This is a genomic window from Acidocella sp. MX-AZ03 (assembly GCF_027626035.1).
GTDB classification, from domain to species: domain Bacteria; phylum Pseudomonadota; class Alphaproteobacteria; order Acetobacterales; family Acetobacteraceae; genus Acidocella; species Acidocella facilis.
The window spans coordinates 2,677,437-2,701,425 of the sequence record NZ_CP110774.1 but is presented as its reverse complement, the minus strand read 5'-3'; the positions used below and the strand labels follow the sequence as shown (position 1 = coordinate 2,701,425).

General features: G+C 65.9%; 23 protein-coding genes and 6 pseudogenes. 14 read left to right on the top strand and 15 right to left on the bottom strand.

Features of this window, described 5'->3' with window-relative positions; genetic code table 11:
- Positions 1 to 14 precede the first annotated feature (14 nt).
- The 4 genes from GT370_RS21610 to GT370_RS14950 are packed head-to-tail and all read right to left on the bottom strand — an operon-like array spanning position 15 to position 2,562.
- A complete protein-coding gene (locus GT370_RS21610; protein ID WP_442865446.1) occupies positions 15 to 353 on the bottom strand; it encodes a hypothetical protein in 339 nt (112 codons plus the stop codon).
- Positions 343 to 1,215: an acetyl-CoA C-acyltransferase gene (locus GT370_RS14960; RefSeq protein ID WP_442865445.1), complete on the bottom strand. Its 873-nt coding sequence runs from the start codon at positions 1,213 to 1,215 to the stop codon at positions 343 to 345. The genes GT370_RS21610 and GT370_RS14960 overlap by 11 nt, the downstream gene beginning before the upstream one ends.
- Positions 1,212 to 1,853, bottom strand: coding sequence for a 3-oxoacid CoA-transferase subunit B (locus GT370_RS14955; RefSeq protein WP_008493827.1), 642 nt, complete (start codon positions 1,851 to 1,853; stop codon positions 1,212 to 1,214). The genes GT370_RS14960 and GT370_RS14955 overlap by 4 nt, the downstream gene beginning before the upstream one ends.
- A gap of 1 nt (position 1,854) precedes the next feature.
- Positions 1,855 to 2,562 carry a CoA transferase subunit A gene (locus tag GT370_RS14950; RefSeq protein WP_008493828.1) on the bottom strand — a complete coding sequence of 236 codons (708 nt, stop codon included), beginning with the start codon at positions 2,560 to 2,562 and terminating at the stop codon, positions 1,855 to 1,857.
- Positions 2,563 to 2,635: 73 nt separating this feature from the next.
- Here GT370_RS14950 and GT370_RS14945 point away from each other — a divergent pair.
- The 3 genes and pseudogenes from GT370_RS14945 (at position 2,636) to GT370_RS14925 (ending at position 5,790) form a co-directional block, all read left to right on the top strand.
- A pseudogene (locus GT370_RS14945) lies at positions 2,636 to 3,432 on the top strand (IclR family transcriptional regulator domain-containing protein).
- Positions 3,433 to 3,440: 8 nt separating this feature from the next.
- A pseudogene (locus GT370_RS14930) lies at positions 3,441 to 4,897 on the top strand (MFS transporter).
- 80 nt (positions 4,898 to 4,977) lie between these two features.
- On the top strand, positions 4,978 to 5,790 hold the full coding sequence (locus GT370_RS14925) for an IclR family transcriptional regulator (protein ID WP_008493833.1): 813 nt from the start codon (positions 4,978 to 4,980) through the stop codon (positions 5,788 to 5,790).
- A 19-nt stretch (positions 5,791 to 5,809) separates the two neighbouring features.
- Here GT370_RS14925 and GT370_RS14920 read toward each other — a convergent pair whose 3' ends face one another.
- The 7 genes from GT370_RS14920 to GT370_RS14895 form a co-directional block, all read right to left on the bottom strand.
- Positions 5,810 to 7,090: an FAD-binding protein gene (locus tag GT370_RS14920; RefSeq protein WP_333490090.1), complete on the bottom strand. Its 1,281-nt coding sequence runs from the start codon at positions 7,088 to 7,090 to the stop codon at positions 5,810 to 5,812.
- A complete protein-coding gene (locus tag GT370_RS14915) occupies positions 7,048 to 7,494 on the bottom strand; it encodes an FAD-dependent oxidoreductase (protein ID WP_270183316.1) in 447 nt (148 codons plus the stop codon). Before GT370_RS14915 ends, GT370_RS14920 begins: the two co-directional genes overlap by 43 nt.
- Entirely contained in the window at positions 7,491 to 8,045 is a 555-nt protein-coding gene (locus GT370_RS14910) for a sugar phosphate isomerase/epimerase family protein (RefSeq protein WP_270184411.1), read from the bottom strand. The genes GT370_RS14915 and GT370_RS14910 overlap by 4 nt, the downstream gene beginning before the upstream one ends.
- A 261-nt stretch (positions 8,046 to 8,306) precedes the next feature.
- On the bottom strand, positions 8,307 to 9,128 hold the full coding sequence (locus GT370_RS14905; protein ID WP_270183315.1) for a shikimate dehydrogenase family protein: 822 nt from the start codon (positions 9,126 to 9,128) through the stop codon (positions 8,307 to 8,309).
- Positions 9,129 to 9,154: 26 nt separating this feature from the next.
- Positions 9,155 to 9,409, bottom strand: coding sequence for an NIPSNAP family protein (locus GT370_RS21605; RefSeq protein WP_442865545.1), 255 nt, complete (start codon positions 9,407 to 9,409; stop codon positions 9,155 to 9,157).
- A 14-nt stretch (positions 9,410 to 9,423) separates the two neighbouring features.
- The gene (locus GT370_RS14900) at positions 9,424 to 9,765 is read right to left on the bottom strand and encodes an NIPSNAP family protein (RefSeq protein WP_270183314.1); all 342 of its coding nucleotides are present in this window, start codon (positions 9,763 to 9,765) and stop codon (positions 9,424 to 9,426) included.
- Between the two features lie 3 nt (positions 9,766 to 9,768).
- Positions 9,769 to 11,439 (bottom strand): FAD-dependent oxidoreductase, encoded by a 1,671-nt coding sequence (locus tag GT370_RS14895; protein ID WP_270183313.1) that lies wholly within the window; start codon positions 11,437 to 11,439, stop codon positions 9,769 to 9,771.
- A gap of 374 nt (positions 11,440 to 11,813) precedes the next feature.
- On the opposite strand from GT370_RS14895, the pseudogene GT370_RS14890 reads away from it, so the two are divergent.
- The 9 genes and pseudogenes from GT370_RS14890 to GT370_RS14855 all read left to right on the top strand — a co-directional run.
- Positions 11,814 to 12,635 (top strand): annotated as a pseudogene (locus GT370_RS14890) (ABC transporter substrate-binding protein); the annotation flags it as partial.
- A 32-nt stretch (positions 12,636 to 12,667) separates the two neighbouring features.
- Positions 12,668 to 12,883 (top strand): annotated as a pseudogene (locus GT370_RS21600) (ABC transporter substrate-binding protein); the annotation flags it as partial.
- Positions 12,884 to 12,910: 27 nt separating this feature from the next.
- Positions 12,911 to 13,063, top strand: coding sequence for a hypothetical protein (locus GT370_RS14885; protein ID WP_270183311.1), 153 nt, complete (start codon positions 12,911 to 12,913; stop codon positions 13,061 to 13,063).
- An 18-nt stretch (positions 13,064 to 13,081) separates the two neighbouring features.
- Positions 13,082 to 13,951: a branched-chain amino acid ABC transporter permease gene (locus GT370_RS14880; RefSeq protein ID WP_008493842.1), complete on the top strand. Its 870-nt coding sequence runs from the start codon at positions 13,082 to 13,084 to the stop codon at positions 13,949 to 13,951.
- Positions 13,952 to 13,959: 8 nt separating this feature from the next.
- Positions 13,960 to 14,256, top strand: a complete 297-nt coding sequence (locus tag GT370_RS14875; protein ID WP_270183310.1) for an ABC transporter permease subunit — start codon at positions 13,960 to 13,962, stop codon at positions 14,254 to 14,256.
- Entirely contained in the window at positions 14,196 to 16,448 is a 2,253-nt protein-coding gene (locus GT370_RS14870) for a branched-chain amino acid ABC transporter ATP-binding protein/permease (RefSeq protein WP_270183309.1), read from the top strand. Before GT370_RS14875 ends, GT370_RS14870 begins: the two co-directional genes overlap by 61 nt.
- A gap of 113 nt (positions 16,449 to 16,561) precedes the next feature.
- The gene (locus GT370_RS14865; RefSeq protein ID WP_008493844.1) at positions 16,562 to 17,845 is read left to right on the top strand and encodes a carbohydrate porin; all 1,284 of its coding nucleotides are present in this window, start codon (positions 16,562 to 16,564) and stop codon (positions 17,843 to 17,845) included.
- Between the two features lie 61 nt (positions 17,846 to 17,906).
- Positions 17,907 to 18,239 (top strand): hypothetical protein, encoded by a 333-nt coding sequence (locus GT370_RS14860; RefSeq protein WP_270183308.1) that lies wholly within the window; start codon positions 17,907 to 17,909, stop codon positions 18,237 to 18,239.
- Positions 18,239 to 18,760, top strand: a complete 522-nt coding sequence (locus tag GT370_RS14855; RefSeq protein ID WP_270183307.1) for a sugar phosphate isomerase/epimerase family protein — start codon at positions 18,239 to 18,241, stop codon at positions 18,758 to 18,760. The genes GT370_RS14860 and GT370_RS14855 overlap by 1 nt, the downstream gene beginning before the upstream one ends.
- A gap of 47 nt (positions 18,761 to 18,807) precedes the next feature.
- Here the strand turns inward: GT370_RS14855 and GT370_RS14850 are convergent, their stop codons facing one another.
- From GT370_RS14850 to GT370_RS14840, 3 genes are read right to left on the bottom strand one after another with little or no spacing between them, the layout of a single operon-like run.
- Positions 18,808 to 19,971, bottom strand: a complete 1,164-nt coding sequence (locus GT370_RS14850) for an MFS transporter (RefSeq protein ID WP_270183306.1) — start codon at positions 19,969 to 19,971, stop codon at positions 18,808 to 18,810.
- Positions 19,950 to 20,126 (bottom strand): hypothetical protein, encoded by a 177-nt coding sequence (locus tag GT370_RS14845; RefSeq protein ID WP_270183305.1) that lies wholly within the window; start codon positions 20,124 to 20,126, stop codon positions 19,950 to 19,952. Before GT370_RS14845 ends, GT370_RS14850 begins: the two co-directional genes overlap by 22 nt.
- A 55-nt stretch (positions 20,127 to 20,181) precedes the next feature.
- Positions 20,182 to 21,066: a shikimate dehydrogenase gene (locus GT370_RS14840; RefSeq protein ID WP_008493847.1), complete on the bottom strand. Its 885-nt coding sequence runs from the start codon at positions 21,064 to 21,066 to the stop codon at positions 20,182 to 20,184.
- A gap of 181 nt (positions 21,067 to 21,247) precedes the next feature.
- Between GT370_RS14840 and GT370_RS21595 the strand changes: the two are divergent.
- Together GT370_RS21595 and GT370_RS21590 are read left to right on the top strand one after the other, a co-directional pair.
- Positions 21,248 to 22,437: pseudogene (locus GT370_RS21595) on the top strand (TIM barrel protein); the annotation flags it as partial.
- A 66-nt stretch (positions 22,438 to 22,503) separates the two neighbouring features.
- On the top strand, positions 22,504 to 23,148 hold the full coding sequence (locus GT370_RS21590) for a VOC family protein (protein ID WP_442865544.1): 645 nt from the start codon (positions 22,504 to 22,506) through the stop codon (positions 23,146 to 23,148).
- Here GT370_RS21590 and GT370_RS14825 read toward each other — a convergent pair.
- Positions 23,125 to 23,795, bottom strand: a pseudogene (locus tag GT370_RS14825) (TetR family transcriptional regulator). The gene GT370_RS21590 and the pseudogene GT370_RS14825 overlap by 24 nt on opposite strands.
- Positions 23,796 to 23,989: the final 194 nt, after the last annotated feature.

Sequence of the window (23,989 nt, the reverse complement as noted above, 5' to 3'; positions counted from 1 at the left end):
CGGCGCTGGGGTGATCAGACCCGCTCCAGCGCCAAGGCCAGCCCCTGGCCGACGCCGATGCACATGGTGACCAACGCGCGCTTGGCACCGCGCACCTCCATGCCATGCACCGCCGTCATCGCCAGGCGCGCGCCCGAGCAGCCGAGCGGATGGCCCAGCGCGATGCCGCCGCCATGCGGGTTGAGATGCTCCGCCGCCGGGTTGACGCCGAGCTGACGCAGCGAGGCGATGACCTGCGAGGCGAAGGCCTCGTTGAATTCGATCAGATCGAAATCATTGATGGTCAGCCCGAGTTTCGCCATCAGCTTGCGGCTGGCCGGCACCGGGCCGATGCCCATCACATCAGGCTCCACCCGGCCGTCGCCATGCCGAGGATGCGCGCGCGGGGGTGAGGCCGTGTTGTCTCGCGGCCGCTTCGGAGGCGATGATCATCGCCGCGGCGCCGTCATTCACGCCCGAGGCATTGCCGGCGGTGACGGTGCCATCGGCGCGGACGATCGGCTTCAGCTTCGCCAGCCCCTCCAGCGTGGTCTCGGCGCGGGGATGCTCATCGACGCTGATGCTGACCTCGCCTTTTTTGCTTTTCACGATCACCGGGGTGATCTCGGCGGCGAGATAGCCGCTGGCTTGCGCGGCGGCGGCGCGCTGCTGCGAGCGCAGGGCGAATTCATCCTGCTCCGCGCGGGTGACGCCAAAGCGCTGGGCGACGTTCTCGCCGGTCTCGGGCATCGAGGCGGTGCCGTACATCTGGTGCATTTTCGGGTTGACCAGCCGCCAGCCGACCACCGTGTCCTCGATTTTCATGTCGCGGGAGAACGGGGTGGCGGATTTCGCCATCACGTAAGGGGCGCGGCTCATGCTCTCCACCCCGCCGGCGAAAGCGAGATCGATCTGCCCGGTGATGATGGCGCGCGCGGCGGTGCCGACCGCATCCGCGCCGGAGGCGCAGAGCCGGTTCATGGTGGTGCCGGGAATGCTTACCGGCAGCCCGGCGAGCAGGGCGGCCATGCGGGCGACATCGCGGTTATCCTCGCCGGCCTGGTTGGCGCAGCCGAAGATCACCTCGTCGATCGCCTCGACATCGAGCTGGGGGTTGCGGGCGATCAGCGCGGCGATGGGGATGGCGGCGAGATCGTCCGTGCGGGTGGTGGCCAGCCCGCCGCCGAATTTGCCGATCGGGGTGCGGATGGCGTCGCAGATGAAAGCCTCGCTCATGCCGCCACCTTCACCGGCGCGGCGGTGCGGGCCTGCACCTCTTCGGCGGTGATGCCCGCCGCCAGCTCCACCAGCGTCAGCCCACCATTGATCTTGTCGCAGGCCAGCACGCAGATATCGGTGACGATGAGATCCACCACCCCGGTGCCGGTCAGCGGCAGGTCGCATTTTTCCTTGATCTTCGGCGAGCCATCCTTGGCGTTATGGTCCATCACCACGACGACGCGCTTGACCCCGGCGACCAGATCCATCGCCCCGCCCATGCCCTTCACCATCTTGCCGGGAATGGTCCAGTTGGCGATGTCGCCTTTGTCGGACACTTCCATGGCTCCCAGTACCGCCATGTCGATATGGCCGCCGCGGATCATCGCGAAACTGTCGGCGGAGGAGAAGAAGCTGGAGCTGGGCAATGTGGTGACGGTCTGCTTGCCGGCATTGATCAGATCCGGGTCGGCCTCGCCCTCATAGGGGAAGGGGCCGATGCCGAGCAGGCCGTTCTCGCTCTGCAGCGTCACGTTCACGCCCTCGGGGATGTAGTTTGCCACCAGGGTCGGGATGCCGATGCCGAGATTGACGTAGAAACCATCCTGCAATTCACGCGCGGCGCGGGCCGCCATCTGTTCACGGGTCCAGGGCATGTCAGGCGGTCTCCCTCTTGCGCTCGGTCAGTTTCTCGATGCGCTTTTCATTGATCGTGCTCTTGATGATGCGGTCCACATAGATTCCGGGCGTGTGGATATTTTCCGGGTCGAGACTGCCAACCGGGACGATCTCCTCGACCTCGGCAATGGTGATCTTGCCCGCCGTGGCCATGTTCGGATTGAAATTGCGCGCGGTCTTGCGATAGACCAGATTGCCCGCCTCATCCGCCTTCCAGGCTTTGACGATGGCGAGGTCGGCTTTCAGCCAGGTCTCGCGCACATAGGCGATGCCATCGAATTCCTCGACCGGCTTGCCCTGCGCGACCACGGTGCCGACCCCGGTGCGGGTATAGAAGGCCGGAATGCCCGCCCCGCCGGCGCGGATGCGCTCGGCCAGCGTGCCTTGCGGGTTCAGCTCCAGCTCCAGCTCGCCGGAGAGGTAGAGCTGCTCGAACAGCTTGTTCTCGCCAACGTAAGAGGAGATCATCTTCTTGATCTGCTTGTTGTTGAGCAGCATCCAGAGGCCGAACCCGTCGGCGCCGCAATTATTCGAAATCACCGTGAGGTTTTTCACCCCGGCATCCCGGATCGCCGGGATCAGGCTTTCGGGGTTGCCGGAGAGGCCGAAGCCGCCGGACATGATCGTCATCCCGTCAAACAACACGCCCTTGAGGGCGGCTTCAGGACTCGCGTAGATTTTTTGCATATTTCCTCTTGCGTCCAATCCCGGAATAACCGATTATCGGTTAAACTGTTCGTTAATCGGAGATATCGCGCCAATGGCTGAGGAAGTCAAGGAAAAAGCAGAGGCGCTCGATCCGCGCTTCATGACCTCGCTGGCGCGCGGGCTGGAGGTGTTGGCGGCGTTCGAGGGGCAGGAGGGGTTGAGCGTCACCCAGGCGGCGAAGCTGACCGGGCTGCCGCGCTCGGCGGTGGGGCGCTGCCTGTTTACGCTGGAGCGGCTCGGCTATGTGGCGGCGGAGGGGACGAGCTACCGGCTCTGCCCCGGCGTGCTGCCGCTGGGCCGGGCCTTTCTGCTGGGCGACAGCCTGGCGCGGGCCGGCCAGCCGGTGGTGGAGGCGCTGCGCGACCGGCTGGGGGAATCCAGCTCGCTGGCGATGTTCGATACGCGCAGCCGGCACCGCGCGGTGCTGTATGTGTGCCGGGCGGAGACGATGCGCATCATCTCGGTGCCGCTGCTGATCGGCAGCATGTTGCCGAGCTATTGCACCTCCAACGGGCGGGTTTTACTGGCTGCCCTCACGCCGGACGCGCTGCGGGCCTATCTGGCGGGGCGGAGCTGGCCGCGCGCACGGCCAAGACCCTGACCAACACGCAGGCGCTGCAGGCGGAGCTGGCGCGGGTGCGCGACCAGGGCTGGGCGATGACGGATGGCGAGCTGGAGCCGGGGCTGCGCTCCATCGCCGTGCCGGTGCGCGGGCCGGACGGGCAGGCGCTGGCGGCCCTCAACCTCGCCACCCAATCCGCGCATCGTGACCAGGGCTGGCTGCTGCACACCGCCTTGCCGGAATTGCAGGCGGCGGCGGCGCATCTGGGGCGGGTGGCGTTTCGGTAGGGGTAAAGATGCAGGCCGAGCCGCCGCCGCGGATCACCATCCTGGCTCTGCTGGTGGCCGGGACGAATTTCATGGAAAATCTGGACGCCACCGCGATCACCCCGGCGGTGCCGCAAATGGCGCGCAGCTTCGCGGTGCGGCCGGTGGATCTGAATAGCGGCGTCAGCGCCTATATGCTGACACTTGGCATTTTCATGCCGATCAGCGGCTGGATGGCGGAGCGCTTCGGCGCGCGCCGGGTGTTCGGGCTGGCGATCGCGCTGTTCACCCTGGCCTCGCTGCTCTGCGGGCTGGCGCGCGGGCTGGATGAATTCGTGCTGTTGCGCATCCTGCAAGGCGTTGGCGGGGCGATGATGACGCCGGTGGGGCGGCTGGTGGTGCTGCGGGTGACGCCGAAGGCGCGGCTGATCGATATTTTCGCCTGGCTGGTCTGGCCGGCCTTGGTGGCGCCGGTGCTGGGGCCGCCGCTGGGCGGGCTGCTGGTGGACCATGGCGGCTGGCGCTGGATCTTCTACCTCAATTTGCCGCTGGGGCGGTGGCGTTCGGGCTGGTCTGGTGGCTGGTGCCGGATACGCGCGGGCCGCATCCGGCGCGGTTCGACAGGCGGGGCTTTCTGCTGTCCGGGCTGGCGCTGGTCTGCCTGCTGACGATGGCGGAATTGTTCAGCCGCGCGCGGATCCCCTGGCGGGAGGTGGCGGCCTTGGGGTTCGCCGGGGGCGTGCTGCTGGCCGCCGCCCTGCTGCATATGCGCAACCATGCCGCCCCCTTGCTGGATCTGTCCGTGCTGCGGGTAAAAAGCTTCGCGGTGACCATTCTCGGCGGCAGCCTGTTCCGGATGAGCGTGGGCGCGGTGCCCTTCCTGCTGCCGGTGATGTTCCAGATCGGGCTGGGCTATGACGCGTTCACCGCCGGCACCCTGCTGATGGCGGTATTCGCGGGCAATCTGCTGATCAAACCGGCGACGACGCCGATCCTGCGGCGCTTCGGGTTTCGCAATGTGCTGATCTTCAACGGGCTGCTCAACGCGCTGGCCCTGGCCTGTTGCGCCGGGCTGGGGCGGTTCATGCCGCTGCCGGTGATCTGCGCGATTCTGTTTCTGGGCGGGGCGACGCGTTCGATGCAGTTCACGGCGTTGAACACCATCGCCTTCGCGGATGTGCCCCAGGCGCGGATGGCCGGGGCGAATACGCTGTTTTCCACCGCCGCGCAGCTGGCGATGGGCCTTGGCGTGGCGGTGGGGGCATCGCCTGGCGGCTGGGCGAGGCGCTGGCGCCGGCGGCCCCGGCCTGGCCGTTCCGCATCGCCTTCCTGGTGGTGGCGCTGCTGGCGCTGCTCGGGGTGCTGGATTGCCTCTCCCTGCCGCGCGGGGTGGGGGCGCATGTCAGCAAGGGAAAAAACTGAGGGTTCAAGCCGCTGGGTCTGGCGGTTCTGCGGCCAAGTGGCATATCGGAACTTGGTTTTATGATAGAATGAAGATCAGGATTTGCGGCTGTCCGTCGGCGCTTGCGATTGCCAGCCGGGCTTAAATTTGGAAAGGAGCGGGCCATGTCCGCCGTGCTCGACCGTGCCCTGAATATTCTGGAATGTCTCGCCCACAGCCCGGGGGGGCTGCAGCTTTACGTCATCGCCGAGCGGCTGGACATGCCGCGCAGCGCCACCCACCGGCTGCTCGCCGATCTGGCCCGGCTCGGCTATGTCGAGCAGGATCCGGTTTCGGAAATCTACCGGCTGACGCTGAAGATTTCCGCGATGGGGCAGGTTTTCCTGTCGCTGAACGGGATTCTGGATATCGCCCAGCCGATCCTGGAGGCGCTGGCGGCGAAGGCGGAGGAGCTGGTGCGGCTCTCCATCGTCAGCGATGAGCGGCTGACCTGGGTGGCGCGGGCGCAAGGGGCGCGCACCGGCTTTCGCTACGACCCTGATGCGGGGGCGCAGGCGCATCTCGCCTCCACCTCCTCCGGCCATGCCTGGCTGTCCACCATGTCCGACGAGGAGGCGGTGCGGCTGGTCAGCCTGCAGGGCTTCGGCGATCCGCGGCAGCTCGGGGTGAACGCGGTGATGACGGTGCAGGCGCTGCTGCAGCGTCTGCAGGTGGCGCGGCGCGATGGCTATGCGCTGGTGGTGGAAAGCTCCGCCCCGGGCCTGTCGGCGATTTCCACCCCGGTGCGGACCCGGGAGGGGACGCGCACCATCGGCGTGCTGAGCATCGCCGGCCCGTCCCTGCGTCTGCCGGAGGAGCGGCTGCGGCAGCTGGCGCCGGACCTGCTGGCGGCGGCGGCGGAGCTTTCGGCGGCCAGCCTCGGCTCCGCCTATTTCGGCGGTACCTGGCGGCTGGGCCAGGAGGCGGCGCCGGGCTGAGAGGCTTTGCGGCAGCCTGCTACAGCGCGCCGGTGAGATGGGTGGCGGCGGCGTAGGCGAAGGCGAGGCCCGGCCCGATGGTGATGCCCGGCCCTGGATAGACGCCGCCCATGACCGACTGCATGTCGTTACCCACCGCGTACAGGCCGGGCAGGGGCGTGCCGTCCTTGCGCATCACCTGGGCATATTCATTGGTGACCAGCCCGGTGGCGGCGCCGATATCGCCGGGCAGCAGCCGCACCGCATAGAAGGGCGCGGTGGCGATGCGGCCGAGATTGGGGTTGGGGCCGTGCGCGGGGTCGCCATTGACGCGGTGATAGGCGCTGGTGCCGCGGCCGAATTCCGCGTCCACCCCGCTCGCGGCATAGTCATTCATCCGGGCGACGCTGGTTTGCAGCCCTTGCGCGTCGATGCCGAGCCTGCCGGCGAGGGCGGCGAGGCTGGGGGCTTCGACCAGATAGCCATCCGCCAGAAACGGCTTCAACCCGCGCCCGCCGGGGCGCACCATGCCCAGCCCGTATTTGCGCAAGGCGGTGGCATCCGCGATCAGGAAGGCCGGGATGCTGGGGCTGTGCCGATGCGCCGCATACATGGCGCGGGTGAAGAGATGGTAGGAGGTGGCTTCGTTGACAAAGCGCCGCCCCGCCGCGTTCACCACGATGGTGCCGGGCTTGCCGCGATCGAGCACGAAATGCGGAAAGACGGCGAGGCTGCCATCCGCGCGGCGGCGGGTGGAAACCGGGGCCCAGAAGGCATTGTCCAGCGCGCCCTCGCCATAATGCGCGCCCAGCGCCAGCGCCATGTCGTGGATGCGGCCGGTATGGCCGGGGGCGCCAGGGGAATAAGCGGCGGTCGGCTGGGGCAGCATCTCCGCCCGGCGGGTGGGGTGGCGGTTGAAGCCGCCGCTCGCCATCACCACGCCGCGCCTTGCCGTGATGTCGTATATGCGGCCGTTCTGGCGCAGTTTGATGCCGGTGACGCGGCCGTTTTCGGTGAGCAGCGCCTCGGTCTCGGCCTGGGTGACGATCTCCGCCCCCGCCGCGTCCAGCGCGGCCAGCAGCCGGCCGATCAGCGCGTTGCCCATCACCAGCCGGGTGCCGCGCTTATGGGTGAGGCGGTCTATGCCGTAGCGGCCAATGAGTTTGGCGGCGTAGAGGAAGCTCTCCGGGTTTTTCGTCATCTTCAGCAGATGCGCGATGTCGTCGCGGTCGATCATCAGCCCGCCGAGAATGGTGAATTCCGGGATGGGCGGGCGGATCAGCGCCAGGCGCTTGCCGAGGGCGCGCCCATCGAAGGGCAGCGGCTCCAGGGCGCGGCCGCGCAGGCTCGCCCCTGGCGCGTCCTGGATATAATCAGGGTGCAGCGGCCGGGCGCGCAATTGCACCTGAGTCTCGTTCTGCAGCCTGGCGATGGCTTGCGGCCCCAGCGCAGAAAGGCCTCGCGCATCGCCGCGCTGGCATGGGTGCCGACCGTCTCGTTCAGGAATCTCCTGGCCTGGTCGATATCGTCCGGCGGCGCGCCGACGCTGGCGGCGAGCGGCGAGCCCGGCACCCAGATGGTGGCGGCGGAAAAGGCGCTGGTGCCGCCGAGATGCGCGGTGCGCTCCACCAGCAGGGCGGAGAGGCCATTGAGCCGGGCGAACAGGCAGGCGGCCATGCCGGCGGCGCCGGCGCCCAGCACGATGACATCGTAGGCGGATTTCATGCGAAAGCCTCCTCCGCCAGTTTCTTCGAGGCGGCCAGGCAATCCTTCGCCCAGTTCAGCGGCCCGCGCGCCGGGGCGAGGCGGATATTGGGCATCTCGACACTCAGCGGCAGATCGGCCGGCAGGGCGCGGAGCATGCCGGTTATGTCGATGCCGCCAGTGCCGGGGAGCAGACGCTCCTGCCGGGCGGTGTGGATGAGGCCCTCGACCGTGGCGGGGATTTCGGCCGGGGCATCGCAGATCTGGGCGTAATGCAGCAGCCCGCGCGGGATTGCCGCCACGGCGGCCGGGCCGCCGGGGCTGCGGGCGTAATGCAGCGCATCCACCAGAATGCCGGCATTGGCTGGCTGGCCGGCTTGCTCCACCAGCCGGCGCGCGGCGGCGATGTCCGGCACCGCGGTCCAGGGCATGAACTCGAGATCGGCGGTGAGGCGGCGCGCGGCGGCGGCGGCGCAAAGCGCGGCATAGCTGGCGGCGAGGCGGGAAGGGTCGGGATCGTCCCCGCCAGCAGCACGGCGCGCGCGCCCAGCGCGGCGGCGGCGTCCAGAAATGGCAAAGCCGGCTCGATCTGGAAATCCGGGCCGAGGCGAATGATCTCGACATCGAAGATCTCAAGGCCGGTCGCCCGCAGGCGCGCCTGTGTCTCGCGCAGCAGCGCCGGGCTGGCGGCGAGATCATAGAACAGGCCGCCGGGTGCGGCGGGGCGCAGCCGCAAGCCGGCATGGCTGTAGCCGGCGGCGGCGGCGGTTTCCACCAGCGCGGGCGGGTCCAGCTCCAGCAGGGTGAGATGGGCGAGGGCGTAGCGGCGCATCTCAGGCCTCCCGGTTTTGGTGGCCGGGCGGCGTGTAGAAATCCAGCATCAGCGCGCACACGCCGTTGAACATCTCCACCCCGGTGCGGGTGCGGCAGCCTTGCGCGCGGGCGGCTTGCAGGAAGGGGGTTTCCTCCGGAGCGGTGATCACGTCGGCCGCGACCATCGCCGGGGAGAGGCGGGTGATGTCCACCGGCAGCGGGTCATCGGCGCGCATGCCGGCGGGGGTGGCGTTGACGACGATGTCGAACCCGGTGGGGTCGGCGCTGCCGGGGCAGGTGCGGCCATTGGCGGCGGGGGCGAGCAGGCTGAGCAGCGCCGCGCGCCGGGCGGGGTTATCGTCATGCACCGCCAGTGCCGCGACCCCGGCCTCCAGCAGCGCCAGCGCGATGGCGCTGCCCGCCCCGCCGGCGCCCACCAGCAGCACGCGCTTGCCCGCCGGCGCGCCGCCGCCGGCGATGAGCGAGGCGACAAACCCCTCGCCATCGAAAATATCGCCGTGCCAGCCGCCATCCGGGCGCCGGCGCAGCACATTCACCGTGCGCAGCAGAAGCGACCGCGCGGAGGTGCTGGCGCACAGTGTATAGAAGGCGAATTTATGCGGCACGGTGACGATGAGGCCGGTGAGGTTTCTGGCCGCCGAGATGCCGGCGACGAAGCCGGTGAGATCCTCCGGGGTGACATGGAAGGGTACGACGACGGCATTCAGCCCGCGCGCCATCAGCCCGGCCGTCATCCCGGCGGGGGATTTCACTTGGGCGATCGGGTCGCCGACGATGCCGATGACCGCGCTGGCGCCGCTGAGCAAAGAGAGAGTGTTCATTCTGGAGTTTCCTTCGGCCGGGAGGCTCAGCGCAGCGGTGAGATGGCGGTGGGCACGTAGAGGCCGGCCTGCATCTCCGGCGTCAGCCAGACCGCGCTGCGCGGCGGCCAGACCCCGGTGGCGACCGATTCAGCCCGCCTGGCGAAGCGGGCATTGGCATCCGCGTAGGGCCAGATATGGGTGATGCGCGGCGTGCCATCCAGCCCGTAGAGCGCGATGGTGAGCGGGGAGAGGGCGGTGCGCCCCGGCAGTTTTTCCGCCCAGCCCTCGAAGGTCGGCAGCAGACCGCCGGGTTTCAGAACATAGCTGCGGATTTCATAGATCGCCCGAAGGCGCCGGGCGCGGGGGCGGGCATGTTTGGGAAGGGGGCGTAGCTCTCCATCTCCAGCCGGGTGAGCCAGGACGCCGCGCCGAACGGGTTGCTGGCGGCCAGGCCGCGCTGGCGTTCGCGCAGCATCTCCGCGTCATTTTCGAATTCGCGCAGCAGCACCAGCCGGTTGAGGGCGCCGACCTCGGCGAGCCAGGCGCCGAGCAGGCGGCCTTCACCCTCCCGCACATAGGCCTCCACCCCGGGCAGGGCGTTCGTGGCGCTGCCCATCTGCAGAGACAGGGTGGCGAGTTCGTAGCGTTTGCTCATGGTCTAACTTTCCTGATGATCGGCGATGAAATGCGCGGCGAGCCAGCCGAAGGTCATTGCCGGGCCGAGGGTGATGCCGCCGCTGGGGTAATGCCCGCCCATGATGCTCGCCATGTCGTTGCCGACCGCGAACAGGCCGGGGACCGGCTGGCCGGCCGCATCCAGCACCCGGGCATGCTCGTCCGTGTTCAGCCCGGCGAAGGTGCCCAGACTGCCGGGGACGATTTTCACCGCATAGAAAGGCGGTGTGGCGATGGGGGCGAGGCAGGGGTTGGGGCTGATCCGCGCATCTCCGCCGGCGCGCTGGAACGGCGTGCCGCCACGGCCGAAGGCACGGTCCTCACCGCTGGCGGCATCCGCGTTATGGGTGGCGACGCTGTCCGCCAGGGCGGCCGCATCGATGCCGCAGGCGGCGGCGAGGGCGGCGAGGCTGTTGCCGCGCTTGAGATAACCGGTGCGCAGATAAAAGCCTTTTGGCACCGGAAACGGTTTCACCGCGCCCAGCCCGTAGCGATGGAGAAACCGGAAATCGCAGATCAGCCAGGCCGCCACGCTCCGGCCGGTCGGGGTGGCGGCGAACAGGGCGCGCATGAAATCATGATAGGGCCCGGCCTCGTTGACGAAGCGCCTTCCATCGGCGGTGACGGCGATGAGGCCGGGCTTGGCGCGGTCGATCAGATGCGGATACCGGCCGACGCTGCCATCGCGCCGCGGCGGCAGGGAGACCGGCGCCCAGGCGGCGGCATCCACCAGATCCGCGCGGACCTGCCCGCCCGCCTGCTCGCCCAGCCGCAAGCCCGCGCCGTTATTCTCCATCGGCGCCGCCGAGGCGTGCGGGGTGCCGGCGCGGACATGGGCGAACAATGTTTGCTGGCGCAGCGCATCATGCGGAAAGCCACCGGTGGCGAGAATCACCGCCCGGCGGGCGCGAATGGCGCAGGGGCCGTGCGGGGCGTTGAAGAGCGCGCCCGCGACCCGGCCCTGTTCGATGATCAGCCGCTTTGCTTCGAGATTTTCATGCAGGCCGATATTCAGATCCGCCGCCGAGCGCAGCAGCCGCGCCGCCAGGGCGTTGCCGTTGACCAGCTGCATGCCGCGCCCATGACGCAGGCGCTGCGCCAGATGCCGGCCGAAGCGCCGGGCCACATGCAGGAAGGAGGCGAATGTTCGGGTGGCGTGCAGGAAATGATAGAGATCCGCGCCGGCGGCGATGCCCATGCCGCACAGCGTGGTTTCCGGTATCGGCTGACGCAGCCGGGGCAAAAGCGGCCCCAGCTCGCGGCCATCATAAGGGGCGGCGACCATGGAGCGCCCGCCCTTCACGGCGCCGGGCAAATGGCCGTGAAAATCCGGCACCGAACTGCCGGGCAGGAATTTCACCGCGGTCTGGCCGGCGAAAAATGCCGCCATACGCGGTGCGGCGTGAAGATAGGCGTCGATCTTGCGGTCGTCATACTGGTTGCCCAGCACCGCGCGCAGATACATCCGGGGCGCGTCCTCGGGCTCCTCAAACCCGTCGGCGCGGACGGCGTGATTATGCGGCACCCAGAGCCAGCCGCCGGAATAGGCCGTGGTGCCGCCGAATTGCGGCGCCTTTTCCGCGACCAGCACCCGCAGCCTGCGCGAAGCGGCGGTGATGGCGGCGGCGAGCCCGGCGGCGCCGGAGCCGATCACCAGCACATCCACCTGCGCGGGCAGGGGGGCGATTGATAGGCTGGTGTCTGCTGCATGTCCCCTCGATCCGCCCTGCAATGAACCCGACGTTTAATTATTGAAGGGTCTAGTATCAGATTATAATCTGGAATACAATTCCAATTTATCGATGATCACGAACGCTGAAACCGGGGGAGGCAAAATTCTCTGTTGTAATCTGGTTCCCTCCTGTGATACGGGCGAGGAAGGGTTAAACAATAAGCAATCAACGCCAAGGGAGCGCGCTTAAAAATAACTAAACAGATGTTACATAAATCGGGTTAAAAGCCCGATCATCCGCTGACCAAAGACAATTTAGTACAAACCATAAAGCAATAAAATCAAGCGAGGGAACCATGGACCAAGACCAGATTCAGCCTGTTTTCACCACGGGCCGCCGCCGCCTGCTGGGTGCCGCCGCCGGGGTTGCGACGGGCTGCGCGCTGGCGATGCCGCATATCGCGCGCGCCGCCGCGCCGATCCGCATTGGCCTGTTGCAGGCGAAGGAAGGCTCCATTGCGGTGCAGGCGGAATATCTGCAGCGTGGTACATTCCTGGCGCTGGAGCAGATGAACAACCAGCTGCTGGGCCAGCCGGCGGAGATTGTGTGGGTGGACGAACCTTCCGCCCAGGGTGCGGCGCAAAATGCGTTGCAGCTGATCCAGCAAAACAATGTCGTGGCACTGCTGGGTGGGTCGCTGAGCTCCAACGCGCTGGCGGAGGAAGCTGTTGCGGGGCAGCATAAGATCCCCTTCATGATCAATAACGCCGCGGCGGAGGAGATCACCGGCGCGAAATGCAATCCCTACACATTCCGGCTGCAGCCGCCGGTGCCGGTGCAGGCGGCGGCGATGCTGCCTTACCTGCAAAGCATCGGCAAACGCTGGTACTTCCTGACCTCCGCCTACGCATTCGGGCAGGATATCGCGGCCTCCTTCAAGACGCTTCTGAAGGGCATCGGCGGGACGGTCGTCGGCGACGATTCGGTGCCGATGGGCAGCAGCGATTTCAGCTCCTATATTCTGAAAATCCGTGAGGCGAAGCCGGATCTGGTCATTGGCGGGTTGACTTCGGCGGATCTGTCGAACTTCCTGAAACAATGGAAGCAGTTCGGCCTGGCGGACAAGATCCCGTTCACGGAAATCGCGGTCGGCGATACCGATCTCTGGGCCGTGGGTAAGGAGAATGTCGCGGGCACCTACACGACCCTGTGGTATTACAAGGACCCGAACAACTCCCCTCCGACAAGGCCTTCGCCGCCGCCTTCCAGAAGAAATACGGCAAGCCCGCCGCCGACAAAGCCTGGATGGGCTGGTATTCGGCGAAGATCATGTTCGAGGCGATCAACAAGGCCGGCTCCACCGACCCTGACGCGATCGTCCATGCCCTGCAGAACTGGCAGGAGCAGGATGGCGGCATCACCGTGCATTTCGACAAATGGAACAACCAGCTGGTGCATCGCTTCCTGGTTGTCGGGGTGAAAAAGAACATCCCCGACGATTACGATTATTTCGATGTTCTGCGGTCGATTCCGGATTCCGACGCGGCGGCGCAAAAGGCCTTCGGCACCGCGGCCGACAGCGCCTGCCACATGACGCCGCTTTAAAGCCGAGGAGCTGGCGCCATGCTCGATATGATGATCATGCAGGCCGGAAACGGCCTCGCATTGGGGTTTCTGTACGTTCTTATCGCCCTCGGGCTGTCGATCATTTTTGGATTGCTCGGAATCGTCAATTTCGCGCATGGCGTGTTCTTTGCCCTGGGCGCGTATTTTTCGCTCACTTTGTTCAATCTGATGGGCTGGTGGGGCGTGCCCTTGGCGCTGGCGATTGTCTGCGTCATCGGCATGATCACGGAAGTTCTGTTGATCCGCAGGCTCTACGACAAGGAGCCGCTGGTGAGTCTGATCGTCACCTTCGCGCTGGCATTGCTGGCGCAGGCGGTCATTCGCGCGGTGTGGGGCGCGCAGGGGCAGCCTTTCAACGCGCCGGGCTGGCTGAATGGCGTGATCATCGCTGGGCCGTTCATCATCGCCAGCTATCGCATCGCGATCATGGTCTGCGCGGTGGTGATTTTGCTGGCCTTCTGGGCGTTCATGAATTTCACCCCGTTCGGTCGGGTGCTACGCGCCGGCTCGCGTGATCCGCAGATGGTGCAGCTGCTCGGCATCAATCTGCCGCACGTGCTCACCGGCACCTTCGGGTTGGGATGTTTGCTGGCGGCGATTGCGGGTTTGCTGGCCGCGCCGATCTGGACGGTGGCGCCGACGATGGGCACCGATGCGATCATGCCGGCCTTCGTGGTGGTGACGATCGGCGGGCTCGGCTCCTATGCCGGGGCCATCGTCGCCGGGCTGGCGGTAGGGCTGGTGCAGGCCTTGACCATTCAATTCATGCCGGATGCTTCGACCGCGGCGATGTACGTGCTGATGGCGATTGTGCTGCTGCTGCGTCCGCGCGGTCTGTTCGGCGAGCAATGGGAGCGTTTTGAATGAACGCCGCGATGAAACATCCTGTTTTGATTCTGAGCGCGGTGCTGGTGGTGCTGGGCATCGCGGCACCCAGCCTGGGCATGCCGCTGAGCAAGCTGACCGAGATCGTGATCTATGTTCTCTACGGGCTCGGCGTGAACATGCTGGTGGGCTATACCGGGCTGGTGCCGTTCGGCGCCTCCGTGTTCTTTGGCTGCTCCACCTACTTCGTCGCGATCTTCATGCTGCGCACGGGGGCAATGAGGTTGTGGCGCTGGGTGTTGCGGTGCTGGGCTCTCTGCTGCTGGCGCTGCTGCTGGGGCTTTTGATTCTACGCCGGCGTGGGCTATATTTTTCGCTGCTGACGCTGGCGGCCTCGCAGATCGCCTTCGAGGTGGCGTTCAAATGGACGGCGCTGACAGGCGGTGAGAACGGCTTGCAGGGCGTTTCGCTGAGCATGCTTACCACGCCGCTGCGGCTTTATATGTTCACCGCCGGGGTCGCGGTGGCCGTGGCCTGGGGGCTGTGGCGGCTCGCGCATGCGCCGTTCGGGCGGGCCTTGCAGGCGCTGCGCGACAATGAGCAGCGCATGTCCTGCCTGGGCTATAATACCGCGCATCTGAAACTTGCCGCCTTCTGCCTGTGCGGCGCGGTGGTGGGGCTGGCCGGCGGCCTGCTGGCGCTGCTGCTGCAGGGCGCCTACGCGGATAATCTCGGCTGGGAACATGCGGGCGATGCGCTGCTGATGACGGTGCTGGGCGGGGTGCATCAATTTCTCGGGCCGCTCTGGGGGGCGATCGCATTCGTCACCTTGCAGGACCGGCTTTCGCTGTTCACCGCCAATTGGTGGCTGATTTTCGCGCCGATCATCATGGGCTTCGCGTTGGCCTCGCCGGAAGGCATTCAAGGTCTGGCGCAGCGTCTGCTGGGCCGGCAGAGCTGGACGCTGACCCGCAACGCCATCCCCAACCGCCCGGATGTGATCGCGCCCTACCAGCCGCGGGTGAAGCAGATGGATCTGAGCCAGCCGGTGCTGACGGTGCGCAACCTCACCAACCGGTTTGGCTCGCTCTATACGGCGCGCAATATCGATCTCGACGTGATGCCCTGCCAGCTGCACAGCTTCATCGGCCCGAACGGCGCCGGCAAGACGACGTTTTTCAATCTGCTCACCGGCCTGCTGCAACCGACGGAGGGGCGCATCAGCCTGGCCGGGCGCGATATCACCCGGTTGAAGCCCTATCAGCGGGTGCGGCTGGGGCTCAGCCGGTCATTTCAGATTGTCAGCGTGTTCAAGAATCTGACGGCGTTCGAGAATGTACGCATCGCCGTGCAGCGCCGTCACAAGCCGCGTTTTGCGCAGCTGCTCGTCGATGCCTACCGGATGGACCAGGTGAATGCGCGCACCTGGACGCTGCTGGCGGCGGTGGGGCTGGAGCAGCGGGCGGCGGAGCAATGCGTCAATCTCTCGCATGGCGAACAGCGCCTGCTCGAAATCGCGATTTCCTTGGCAACGGATGCAAATTTGCTGTTGCTGGATGAGCCCCTGGCCGGGTTGGCGCAGGCGGACCGGCAGGTGGTGGGCGCGCTGATCCGGCGTCTGGCGGAAGCGCATGCTGTGCTGCTGATCGAGCATGACATGGACCGGGTGCTGACATTGTCTGATCGCATCACGGTTCTGCACCAGGGCGCCTTGATCGCCGATGGCAAGCCGGCGGATGTGGCGGCGAACCCGGCGGTGATCAGCGCCTATCTCGGGGCTGAGCGGGAGGCGGCGCAGGAGGTGCACGCGCGGGAGCCGAGCGCGCCCGGCAAGCCGGTTCTGGAGGTGAAGGCCCTCACCGCCGGCTATGCGGGGAGCGTGGTGATCGACAAGGTCAGCTTCACCCTGCGCGAAGGCGAGGCGCTGGCGATTCTGGGGCGCAACGGCGTGGGCAAGACCACGACGCTGAAAAGCCTGATGGGCGCTGTGGAGATTTCCGGCGGCGAGGTGCTGCTGGATGGTCAGGCGATCACCGGCCGCAAGCCTTTTGAGATCAACCGGCGCGGCATTTCGCTGGTGCCGGAAGGGCGCAGGCTGTTTCCCAACCTCACCGTGCTGGAGAATCTGCGCCTGGCGACGCGCCCGGGCGGCGCCACGCTCCATGAGGTCTACGCGCTGTTTCCGAAATTGCAGATCCTGGCGAAATCGCGCGCCTCGTCGCTCTCCGGTGGCGAGCGGCAGATGGTGGCGGTGGCGCGCGCGCTGATGGTGCCGAGCCGCGTCATTCTGCTTGACGAGCCGTTTGAAGGGCTAGCGCCCGCGGTCGTCAAGGAGGTGATGGAGGCGGTGGTGAAGCTGCGCCGCAAAGCCAGCCTGATCATCGTCGAGCATCATGCGGAATCGGTGCTCTCGATCGTGGATCGTGCGGTGGTGCTGGTGAATGGCGAGGTGGCGTATGAGGGCACGGCGCAGGCACTGGCCGCCGACGAAGCCTTGCAGGCAAAACTGCTCGGCGTGGTGAATCCCGAAGCCGCTTAGCGCGAGGCGGGTTCACACCCGTCAGCGCTGAGCATGTTTTGGCGAGACCGGATGCGGGCAACGCATCCGGAAGGTGGGACTCGTCCCTCTATAATCCAATAACAGGAGGTTTTATGAAGACGACATATTTGCGGCAGGCCATTCTGAGCGGGGTGGCGAGCTTGAGCTTCGCCGTGGCGGCGCATGCCCAAACCATGACGCAGGATAGTTTCCTCAACAGCCTGCTCACCCGCAAGACCATGACCGGCGACTGGAATGGCGGCCGCACCCGGCTGAAAGAAGCCGGGCTGACCTTCAAGGGTTTCTATGACGGTAATTTCGCCGATGCGGTGTCCGGCGGTAAGCGCACCGGCAATGGCTATGCGCAGCAGCTGGGCATCGGCGTGGATGCCGATATGGGCAAGCTGTTTGGGCTTGAGGGCGGCACGTTGAGTGTTGGCTTCAACCAGCGCCAGGGCCGCTCGGTGAGTTCGGATTTCATCGGCAACAGGCTCGCCGTGCAGGAAGTCTATGGGGCCGGCGAGACGCTGCGCGTCACCGAACTCTCCTATACGCAGAATTTCGCGCACGGGCTCGTGCAGACGAAAGCCGGCTTCTATCCGATGGGCAATGATTTCGCCGGCATCGAGGATGGGTGCGATTTCATGAATGTCGGCTTCTGTGCGCATGCGCAGAATCTGCCGGCCTCCTCCGGCTGGTCCGATTACCCGACCGGCAAATGGGGCGGGCGCATCAAGCTGTCGCCGACACCTTCGCTCTACATCGAAACCGGCATCTATGATGTGAATCCGGGCTATTATCAGAAGAATAACGGGCTGAAGGTCAGCACCTCCGGTTCCACTGGCGCGCTGATCCCGCTTGAGGCCGGCTACAAGGTCAATCTCGGTGGGCTGCCCGGCCTGTATAAGGTCGGTGCCTATTACGACACCAGCGATGCCGCCTCCGTCACCAACGCCTCGGATATGCAAAGCGGGCGCTACGGTTTTTATGCCATCGCCAACCAGATGCTGGTGAGCTTCGGCGGGCCGAAGCGTGGGCTGATCGCGATCGGCATGGTCTCCTATTCCGATCCCTCCACGGCGCTGTTCCAGGGCTCCGTGCTGGGCGGGTTGATCGCGCAGGGGCCCTTTGCCGCGCGGCCGCAGGATTTCATCGATGTCGGCTATGTCCGCGCCATCCTGAACAAGCGCGTGGTTGATGCGAAGGAAGCCGCGAACGCGACGCTGACCAACCTGTCCACCGGCGAGGGTGTGCTTGAAATCGGCTATGGCTTCCAGGCGACGCCCTGGCTGCAGATCCATCCCAATGTCCAATATGTGATGGATCCGGGGACCTTCTCCTACTCCCATATCCCCAATGCCTGGGCCTTCGGGTTGCAGGTAAAAGCCACACTCTGAACCAACATCTCCACCGCCCTTTGCAAAAAGGGCGGTTTTTTTCTGGATGCGAGGCAATGCGATGAAGCCGGCGATCGATTTCTATTGTTATCACCGTTATTTCGGCGAGATCTATCCCGGGCTGGAACAGGATCCTGGCACGCGCATCACGCTGGATGAGGCGCTGCACCGCGCGGTCTCGCTCGGCGTTGCCGGGGTTTCCATCGAAACCTGCTTTCTGCCGGGATTTAGCGCGCGCGTTGCCGATGCGCTGGGGCGCAAACTGGACAGGCTGGGGCTGGAGCGGATCTGGGCCTGGGGGCATCTCTCGGGGCTGGGCTCGGGCGGTGCGCCGGAACGGTTGCGGGATTTGCGGGATCATATCGAGATCGCGGCGCGCGTGGGGCCAGGGTGATGCGCATCTGCTGCGGCAGCCGCCTGACGCGCCCGGCGGAATGGTCCCGCCACAAGGCCGCGCTGCTGCCCTTGCTGCATGAGGCGGTGGCCCAGGCGCGGGCGCATGAGGTTGTACTGGCGATCGAGAATCACATCGATTTTCTCGCCGATGAGCTGGTGGAGCTGATCGAGACCATCGGCTCGCCCTGGCTGGGTGTCTGTCTGGATACCGGGAATACTTTGCGCATGCTGGAGGACCCGCTGCAGGCGGCGCTGAAGCTCGCCCCTTATGCGCGAGCGACGCATGTGAAGGATGTGAGGGCGCGCGCGGGGGATCCGCGCAGCTTCGCCTTCTGGCCCAGCGTGCCGCTCGGGCAGGGGCTGATCGATCTGCCGGCGATTTTCGCGGCCCTGCGTGCGCATGGCTATGATGGGCTGCTGGCGCTGGAGATCGATTATCTCGACCCGGCCTACACGAGCGACGCGCAGGCGATGGCGCAGAGCCTGGATTATATGCGCGGGTTGCTGGCGCGCGCATGATAAAGGGCCGGCCAGATGCTGGCCGGCCCTGCTGTGATAGGCGCGGATCAGTCGCGATGCGCGAGCACGATCGGCTTCAGCTCGCCGATGCCGAAAATCCAGGCCAGCGCGCCAACCAACGCCACCAGGCCGACGAACACCAGCGCGCCGACGAAGGAGCCGGTATCCTGCACGATGAAGCCGATGACGATGGGGATGACGATGCCGGAGAGATTGGCGGCGGCGGAGAACAGCCCGCCCAGCAGGCCGAGCTTGCCGACCGGCGCGATTTCAGAGAGCACCGACCAGCCGGAGGAGGACATCGCCTGGCAGAAGAAGGCGAAGGAGAGGATGGCGATGACCAGCGTATCGGACTGCACATAGTTGCAGGCGATGATGGTGGAGGCGCCGAGCAGCCCCATGATCACCGGCAGCTTGCGCGCCAGCCCCAGCTTGGCGCCGCGGGCGAGCATGAAGTCCGACAGCACGCCGGCGAAGAGAATGCCGAAGAAGCCGGCGATGTAGGGCAGGGACGCGAAGAAGCCAACCTTGATCCAGCCCATATGCCGCGCCGTGGCGAGGTAGGTGGGGAACCAGGTGAGGAAGAAGATGAAGGTGGAATAGACCGCGAACTGGCCGATCAGCAGCCCCCAGACCTGGCGGTGGCGCAGCATCTCGCCCATATCCGCCCATTTGAATTTGGAACCGGAGACGCCCTTGCCGGTGAGCCCGCCGCCGGCGGCGATATGCTCGAGCTCCGCCGCGCCGACGCTATCGCTCTCCTGCGGATCACGATATTTGAAAATCCAGACGGCGCCGACCAGCAGCCCGGCGAGGCCGGTGATGATGAACAGGGACTGCCAGCCATAGCTTTTCAGCAGCCAGAACAGCCCCGGCGTGAGAAAGCCCAGCCCGACATATTCCGCCGCGGTATAGACGCCGATGGCCCGCGCGCGCTCCTTGCGCGGAAACCACATGCCGACGATGTTGCTGTTCGCCGGAAAGCAGGGCGCTTCCGAAAACCCAAGGCCGACGCGCAGACCGATGAATCCCGCCACCGACGAGGCAAAGCCCTGCGCCAGCGTGAACAACGACCAGAAGGTCAGCGCCAGGAAATAGATGATGCGGTTGCCGAAGCGGTCCAGCATGATCCCCACCGGCACCTGGGCGATGAAATAGCTCCAGGAGAAGGCGGAAAACACGATGCCCATCAGCGCCGCGTCGATATGCATTTCGCTGCGGATGCTGGGGCGGCGATGCCGAGGATGGCGCGGTCGAGATAATTCACCAGCACAGCGGCGCAGACCAGCGCCAGCATGAAGAAGCGGACCTTGCCGACGCGCGTGGCGCCGGCGGCCCGCACCCCGGTTGAGGTGATGTCGGACATTATGAACTCCCTAGATTTGAACGATTTATAAAGGTTTCGCGTGGCCTTGCGAGCGTCAGCCCGCGAAGCTGGCCAGCATGCGTTCGGCATCGGGTTCGCGGCCGGTGAACAGGCGGAAGGCGGAAACGGCCTGGAACACCGCCATGCCGCCACCATCGCTCACCTGGCAGCCCAGGGCGCGGGCGGTTTGCACCAGAGCGGTCTCCAGCGGAAAATAGACGATCTCCGCCACCCACAGGCTGGGGCGCAGCAATTCGGCGGCCAGCGGCAGGCCCGGATGCGCTTCCATGCCCATCGGCGTGCAATTGACCAGACCGGTGGCGGTTTGCAGCGGCGCATCCGGGGTGAGGGCGGCTTCGATGGCGACACCCGGAAACAGCGGCGCATAGCGCGCGGCCAGGGCCTCGGCGCGGGACAGGTCAGCGTCGATCAGGGTGAGTTTTTTCGTGCCCAGCTTCAGCAGCGCGTAGGCCACGGCACTGCCGGCGCCGCCGGCGCCGATCTGCACGGCGTGGGTCATATCGGCATCGCCGAGGCGGCGGCGGAAGCTTTCGGAAAAGCCCGACCAGTCGGTATTATGGCCGATGCGCTGGCCATCGCGGAACAGCACGGTGTTGACCGCCCCCAGCGCCCGCGCATCGGGGGAAAGCTCGCTCAGCAGCGGGATGATCGCCTGCTTGCAGGGATGGGTGACATTGACCCCGGCATAGCCCGCCGCCTCGATCTCGGCGAGCAGCCGGGGCAGGTCCGCGACCGACAAATTGCGTTCATGCAGATCGAACAGATCGTAGCGGATGTTCAGCCCCTGCGCTTGCCCTTCCTGCATGTGCAGGCGCGGGGTGCGCGAGGGGCCGATGCCCTCGCCGATCAGCCCCAGCAGCGTCTGGCCGCTGGATGTGGCGGGGCGGATGGCGGTGACGGCCGGGGAGAGATGAACCATGTATGTTATGACCCAAGCGAGTAACAGCGTCGGCAACGCTGCCAGAGTAGGAGAGCGTGAAAAAAGACGCTAATCTAGCCGTGACGACCAATGACCAGCCTCTGCTGGATTTTTAGTAACTAACCAAATAGAACATTTCAAGCAGTTTTTTTCCGCCTCGGGTCGCGGATGATGATATATAATGCCGGTAAGGAGGGTGTACGCCTTGAATATATTACAGACTCAACCGAAATCCATCGCCACCGTGTCACTGTCTGGTACATTATCGGACAAGCTGGAGGCAGCCGCGGCGGCCGGGTTCGAGGGCGTGGAAATCTTCGAGGCGGATCTTCTGGCCTTCGATGGCGCGCCGCGCGATGTCCGCCGTATGGCCGAGGATCTCGGCCTGGCGATTTTCATGTTCCAGCCTTTCCGCGATTTCGAGGGCATGGGCGCGGCGCAGCTCCGGCGCAATCTGGACCGCGCGGCCCGCAAATTCGATGTGATGGCCGAGCTGGGCACCGATCTGCTGCTGCTCTGCTCCAATGTGCAGCCGCATGCGGCGGGCAATCCGGCGGCGTTGACGGCGGAGCTGGCCGAGCTGGCCGAGCATGCCGGCACGCGGGGCTGCGCATTGCCTATGAAGCGCTGGCCTGGGGAACGCATGTGAAATTCTGGCGCCAGGCGTGGGAGCTGGTGCAGCGCGTCAGCCATCCGGCGCTCGGTCTGGCGCTGGATAGTTTTCACACGCTCTCGCTCGGGGATTCGCTGGCGGGGATCGAGCGTGTGCCGGGCGAGAAGATCTTTTTCATCCAGCTCGCCGATGCGCCGAAGCTCTCGCTGGATGTGCTCTCCTGGAGCCGGCATTACCGCAATTTCCCTGGCCAGGGCGATTTCGATGTCGCCGGCTTTACCCGCGCGGCGCTGGATGCCGGGTATAAGGGGCCGCTCAGCCTGGAAATCTTCAATGATAATTTCCGCGCCGGCCCCACCCGGCCGACCGCGCTGGATGGGCTGCGCTCGCTGATCTGGGTGGAGGCGCAGGCCGGGCGCACCCAGCTGCCGCGCCCGCCGGAGCTGGGCGGCGTCGCCTTCATCGAATTCGCGGTGGATCACAGCGCCGGCGTGGCGCTGGGCGCCTATTTGAAGGCGATGGGCTTCACCCGGGCGGGACAGCATCGCTCGAAAGCGGTGGAGCTTTACCGGCTGGGCGGGGTGAATATCGTGCTCAATGCCGAGCCGGACAGCGCCGCCTCCGAGCATTTCGTGCTGCACGGGCCCTCGGTCTGCGCCCTGGCGCTGCAGGTTGATGACGTGCAGGCGACCCTGGCGCGGGCGCAGGCCCTGCTCTGCCCCACCTGGAGCGAGCGCACCGGCCCGGGCGAGCATCGCATTCCCGCCGTGCGCGAGCCGGATGGAACCTTGCTCTATCTGGTCGATGCGGCCGCCTCGCGGCAGATGTGGCAGGATGATTTCGACCTCGCCCCGGCGCCGGAGGAGGCCGGGCCGGTGCGGATCGATCATGTCGCCCAGGCGCTCAATCCGGGCTCCATGGACCGGTTCATCCTGTTCTACCGCACCTTGTTCAACCTGGTGGCGGAGCCGACCATCGAATATGCCGACCGTTTCGGCCTAGTGCGCTCGCGGACGATGAAAAACGCCAGCGGCAGCGTGCGCATACCGCTGAACATCTCGGAGAGCCCCTCCACCGAAACCGCGCGCTTTGTGGCCGCCGGGGCCGGGGCGGGGGTGCATCACATTGCGCTGGCGGTCGGCAACGTGGAGCAGGCCGCGGCGCAGGCCGCCACGGCCGGTCTGGCGCCGGTGCCGATTCCGCTGAATTATTATGAGGATCTGCAGGCGCGTTTCGGGCTGGAGGCGGACCAGCTGCGGCGGATGCAGGCGCATGGCGTGCTGTATGACCGCGATACCGGCGGTGAGTTCTGGCACGCCTACCTGCCGCATTTCCAGGGGCGGTTTTTCTTCGAGCTGGTGGAGCGCCAGGGTTATGAAGGCTATGGCGCCAGCAATGCGCCGATCCGTCTGGCGGCGATGGCGCGGCGGCTGGCGGTGAGTGAATCAGCCGGGGTTGGTCATCAGTAGCAGGATGGAATCCGCAATATGGCGGCGATGGCGCTCGCGCGTTTGCGGGGCGCCGAAATCGATGCTGAACAGCGTGCCGAAGGTGGCGCGGTTGGAGACACGGTAGAATGACAGCGCGCTGATCATCATGTGCAGCTCGCGCGCTTCGATCTGGCGCTTGAACACCCCGCTTTGTAGCCGCGCTGCAGAATGTCGCTCAGCACCTCGATCGCCGGGCTGTTGGTGCGGCGCAGATCCGGCGCGTCCTGGATATGCGCCCCGTTATGGATGTTCTCGATCATCACCAGCCGGACGAATTCCGGATGCGCGTCATGATAATCGAAATTGAATTCAACCAGCCGGCGCAAGGCGGTTTCGGGATCGAGCTTGTCGAGCTTCATGCCGGATTCGATCTCGCGGATGCCGGCATAGGCGCGCTCCAGCACCGCGGTATAGAGCCCTTCCTTGCTCTCGAAATAATAATAGATCATCCGCTTGGTAGTGGAGGTCCGCGCCGCGATCGCATCGACCCGCGCGCCGGACAGCCCGTACTTGGCAAATTCATCAGCGGCGGCGTTGAGGATATCCTGCCGCGTGCGCTCCGGGTCGCGCGTTCTGGTGCTGGGCGCCGGTGTTTCGGTCTGCCCCGCAGGGTTGTCTTTGGTCATGTCCCGCCTTGCCAATCGGATAGGGTTAGCGATCTATCATGACCCTGCCAGGGGGCAAAGACCATTGCGGGGCGATGGGCGGCCTGCTGAAGCCGCGCCACGCCAAGACAAACCTATCTCTAGAGCGTATTCCGTTCCCGTTGGTGCACGGAACACGCTCTAGCTTTTTGTTCGAGCGAGCAACTTTATCCGAT

Excerpts from the sequence above, each read along its gene's own strand:
- GT370_RS14960 (WP_442865445.1), bottom strand. The coding sequence starts at position 1,215 with ATGAGCGAGGCTTTCATCTGCGACGCCATCCGCACCCCGATCGGCAAA.
- GT370_RS14955 (WP_008493827.1), bottom strand. The coding sequence starts at position 1,853 with ATGCCCTGGACCCGTGAACAGATGGCGGCCCGCGCCGCGCGTGAATTG.
- GT370_RS14950 (WP_008493828.1), bottom strand. The coding sequence starts at position 2,562 with ATGCAAAAAATCTACGCGAGTCCTGAAGCCGCCCTCAAGGGCGTGTTG.
- GT370_RS14925 (WP_008493833.1), top strand. The coding sequence starts at position 4,978 with ATGTCCGCCGTGCTCGACCGTGCCCTGAATATTCTGGAATGTCTCGCC.
- GT370_RS14915 (WP_270183316.1), bottom strand. The coding sequence starts at position 7,494 with ATGAAATCCGCCTACGATGTCATCGTGCTGGGCGCCGGCGCCGCCGGC.
- GT370_RS14905 (WP_270183315.1), bottom strand. The coding sequence starts at position 9,128 with ATGAACACTCTCTCTTTGCTCAGCGGCGCCAGCGCGGTCATCGGCATC.
- GT370_RS14900 (WP_270183314.1), bottom strand. The coding sequence starts at position 9,765 with ATGAGCAAACGCTACGAACTCGCCACCCTGTCTCTGCAGATGGGCAGC.
- GT370_RS14880 (WP_008493842.1), top strand. The coding sequence starts at position 13,082 with ATGCTCGATATGATGATCATGCAGGCCGGAAACGGCCTCGCATTGGGG.
- GT370_RS14875 (WP_270183310.1), top strand. The coding sequence starts at position 13,960 with ATGAAACATCCTGTTTTGATTCTGAGCGCGGTGCTGGTGGTGCTGGGC.
- GT370_RS14865 (WP_008493844.1), top strand. The coding sequence starts at position 16,562 with ATGAAGACGACATATTTGCGGCAGGCCATTCTGAGCGGGGTGGCGAGC.
- GT370_RS14860 (WP_270183308.1), top strand. The coding sequence starts at position 17,907 with ATGAAGCCGGCGATCGATTTCTATTGTTATCACCGTTATTTCGGCGAG.
- GT370_RS14855 (WP_270183307.1), top strand. The coding sequence starts at position 18,239 with ATGCGCATCTGCTGCGGCAGCCGCCTGACGCGCCCGGCGGAATGGTCC.
- GT370_RS14850 (WP_270183306.1), bottom strand. The coding sequence starts at position 19,971 with ATGCATATCGACGCGGCGCTGATGGGCATCGTGTTTTCCGCCTTCTCC.
- GT370_RS14845 (WP_270183305.1), bottom strand. The coding sequence starts at position 20,126 with ATGTCCGACATCACCTCAACCGGGGTGCGGGCCGCCGGCGCCACGCGC.
- GT370_RS14840 (WP_008493847.1), bottom strand. The coding sequence starts at position 21,066 with ATGGTTCATCTCTCCCCGGCCGTCACCGCCATCCGCCCCGCCACATCC.
- GT370_RS21590 (WP_442865544.1), top strand. The coding sequence starts at position 22,504 with ATGTGGCAGGATGATTTCGACCTCGCCCCGGCGCCGGAGGAGGCCGGG.